The organism is Streptomyces sp. BF23-19 (assembly GCF_041106355.1).
In the GTDB taxonomy this organism is placed as follows: Bacteria; Actinomycetota; Actinomycetes; order Streptomycetales; family Streptomycetaceae; genus Streptomyces; species Streptomyces virginiae_A.
In genome coordinates this window covers 69,547-71,622 of record NZ_JBGBPT010000032.1, presented here as the reverse complement: position 1 = coordinate 71,622, position 2,076 = coordinate 69,547, and the positions used below count along the sequence as shown (strand labels likewise).

Genomic DNA, 2,076 nt, shown 5'->3' with positions numbered 1-2,076 from the left:
ACCGACGGAACCGACGGAACCGACGGAACCGACGGAACCGACGGAACCGACGGAACCGACGGAACCGACGGAACCGATAGAACGTGATCACGACCGTGATCGGATGACGCGACAGAAGGCAGGACCTCAATGACCCGGGTGCTCGTGGTGGAAGACGAGCCGCAGATCGTCCGAGCCCTTGTGATCAACCTGAAGGCGCGCGGGTACGAGGTCGACGCCGCGGCCGACGGCGCGACCGCACTGGAGCTCGCGGCCGCCCGCCACCCCGACGTGGTCGTCCTCGACCTCGGACTGCCCGACATGGACGGCGTCGAGGTGATCAAGGGCCTGCGCGGTTGGACCCGGGTACCGATCCTGGTCCTCTCCGCCCGGCACAGCTCCGACGAGAAGGTCGAGGCGTTGGACGCGGGCGCCGACGACTACGTCACCAAGCCCTTCGGCATGGACGAGCTGATGGCGCGGCTGCGCGCCGCCGTCCGCCGGGCGGAGCCGGCCGTGGGCTCCGGCGAGGACGAGGTGATCGTGGAGACGGCCGACTTCACGGTGGACCTGGCCGCCAAGAAGGCCGTGCGCGAGGGACGCGACGTACGGCTGACGCCCACCGAGTGGCACCTGCTGGAGGTCCTGGTCCGCAACCGCGGCAAGCTGGTCAGCCAGAAGCAATTGCTCCAGGAGGTCTGGGGGCCCTCGTACGGCACCGAGACGAACTACCTGCGGGTCTACATGGCCCAACTGCGGCGCAAACTGGAGGCGGATCCCTCGCACCCGCGGCACTTCATCACCGAGCCGGGCATGGGATACCGCTTCGAGCGGTAGCGGGCACGCCGGTACGCTTCCTGTATGAGTGCTGAACCGCGTCCCGAGAAGCCCGCGAAGCCGGCCAGGCCTGCGGGCCGGTTCCGCCGGATGATTGAGCGGCTGTCCACCTCCCAGGAGGAGCTGCATTCGGCGGAGCTGCAGGAGGACGCAGAAGCCGCGGGGTGTACGCGGATCTGCGACTGCCACGACCGTCAGATAGTCAAGGTGACCGGAACCCTGCGTACGGTCACCCTGCGTCCGCGTGCGGGCGTCCCCGCCCTGGAGGCCGAGCTCTTCGACGGCTCGGCCCCGCTGGACGTGGTCTGGCTCGGGCGTCGCTCGATCGTGGGAATCGAGCCCGGTCGCCGCATGATCGCTTCGGGGCGCATCTCCATGACCCACGGCCGTCGGGTGCTCTTCAACCCGAAGTACGAACTCCGCCCGCTCGGACAGGAGCACTGACCGGTGACGTCACTCGACAAACCGACCACCCCGGAACCGGCGGGGCCGCGCCATGCCGCCGGCCCTTCCGAGGACCAGAAGGCCGTGACCCAGGCGGCGCTCTTCGATGCCTTCGGCGGCATCCGGGGCACCGTGGAGACGATGCTCCCGGGCCTGCTGTTCGTGATGATCTTCACGATCAACAAGAACGTGCAGATGTCCGCGATCGCCGCGGGCGCCGTCGCGATCCTGCTGGTGATCGTGCGGCTCGTCCGCAAGGACACCGTCAAGCACGCCTTCAGCGGTGTCTTCGGCGTGGGCGTGGGCGTGGCCTTCGCCCTCTTCACGGACAACGCGAAGGGCTTCTACCTGCCCGGCATGATCTACGGCGCGGGTCTGGGCGTGGTCTTCACGCTCTCGGCGCTGGTGGGCTACCCCCTGCTCGGCGTGATCCTGGGGCCGGTGTTCAAGGAGAACCTGTCCTGGCGCACCCGCAACCCCGGGCGCAAGCAGGCGTACGTCAAGGCCAGCCTGGCCTGGGGCCTGATCTTCCTCGCCAAGTACGCGATCCTCTTCCCGATCTACTTCTGGGGGGACGCGACGCAGCTGGGCTGGGTGCTGGTCGCGCTGAAGCTCCCGCCGATGGTGCTCGCCGTGTACTTCACCTGGGTCTTCCTGGCGAAGGCGCCACCGCCGATCAACGTGATCGCGGAGTGGGAGGCCAAGGAGGCCGCCGAGGCCGCCGCCAAGGGGCCGAAGGCCTGACGGCCCACAGCTGACGACCTGACGGCCCACAGCTGACGAAAGGGGCGGGACCGACCCGGGAGGGCCGGTCCC

Annotated in this window: 3 protein-coding genes; all 3 read left to right on the top strand. The window is 68.9% G+C overall.

Translation table 11 applies throughout. The features are described 5' to 3' along the window. Window positions 1-129 precede the first annotated feature (129 nt). The 3 genes from AB8A24_RS19635 to AB8A24_RS19625 are packed head-to-tail and all read left to right on the top strand — an operon-like array spanning window position 130 to window position 2,004. Entirely contained in the window at window positions 130-816 is a 687-nt protein-coding gene (locus tag AB8A24_RS19635) for a response regulator (protein WP_328961312.1), read from the top strand. A gap of 24 nt (window positions 817-840) precedes the next feature. Next, window positions 841-1,260, top strand: a complete 420-nt coding sequence (locus AB8A24_RS19630; RefSeq protein WP_266378698.1) for an OB-fold nucleic acid binding domain-containing protein — start codon at window positions 841-843, stop codon at window positions 1,258-1,260. A 3-nt stretch (window positions 1,261-1,263) separates the two neighbouring features. Beyond that, window positions 1,264-2,004, top strand: a complete 741-nt coding sequence (locus tag AB8A24_RS19625) for a DUF3159 domain-containing protein (protein WP_328961311.1) — start codon at window positions 1,264-1,266, stop codon at window positions 2,002-2,004. Window positions 2,005-2,076: the final 72 nt, after the last annotated feature.